At 52.4% G+C, this 546-nt stretch carries 1 rRNA gene; it reads left to right on the top strand.

Annotation, left to right across the window (positions count from 1 at the left end):
* Positions 1-546 (top strand): 16S ribosomal RNA (locus CEY08_RS29735); the annotation flags it as partial.

Genomic DNA, 546 nt, shown 5'->3' with positions numbered 1-546 from the left:
GGGTTAATACCCCGCGAAACTGACGGTACCTGCAGAATAAGCACCGGCTAACTACGTGCCAGCAGCCGCGGTAATACGTAGGGTGCAAGCGTTAATCGGAATTACTGGGCGTAAAGCGTGCGCAGGCGGTTCGGAAAGAAAGATGTGAAATCCCAGAGCTTAACTTTGGAACTGCATTTTTAACTACCGAGCTAGAGTGTGTCAGAGGGAGGTGGAATTCCGCGTGTAGCAGTGAAATGCGTAGATATGCGGAGGAACACCGATGGCGAAGGCAGCCTCCTGGGATAACACTGACGCTCATGCACGAAAGCGTGGGGAGCAAACAGGATTAGATACCCTGGTAGTCCACGCCCTAAACGATGTCAACTAGCTGTTGGGGCCTTCGGGCCTTGGTAGCGCAGCTAACGCGTGAAGTTGACCGCCTGGGGAGTACGGTCGCAAGATTAAAACTCAAAGGAATTGACGGGGACCCGCACAAGCGGTGGATGATGTGGATTAATTCGATGCAACGCGAAAAACCTTACCTACCCTTGACATGTCTGGAAT

The organism is Achromobacter insolitus (genome assembly GCF_002209555.1).
In the GTDB taxonomy this organism is placed as follows: Bacteria; Pseudomonadota; Gammaproteobacteria; order Burkholderiales; family Burkholderiaceae_B; genus Achromobacter; species Achromobacter insolitus.
This window is presented reverse-complemented; position numbering and strand designations above follow the sequence as displayed.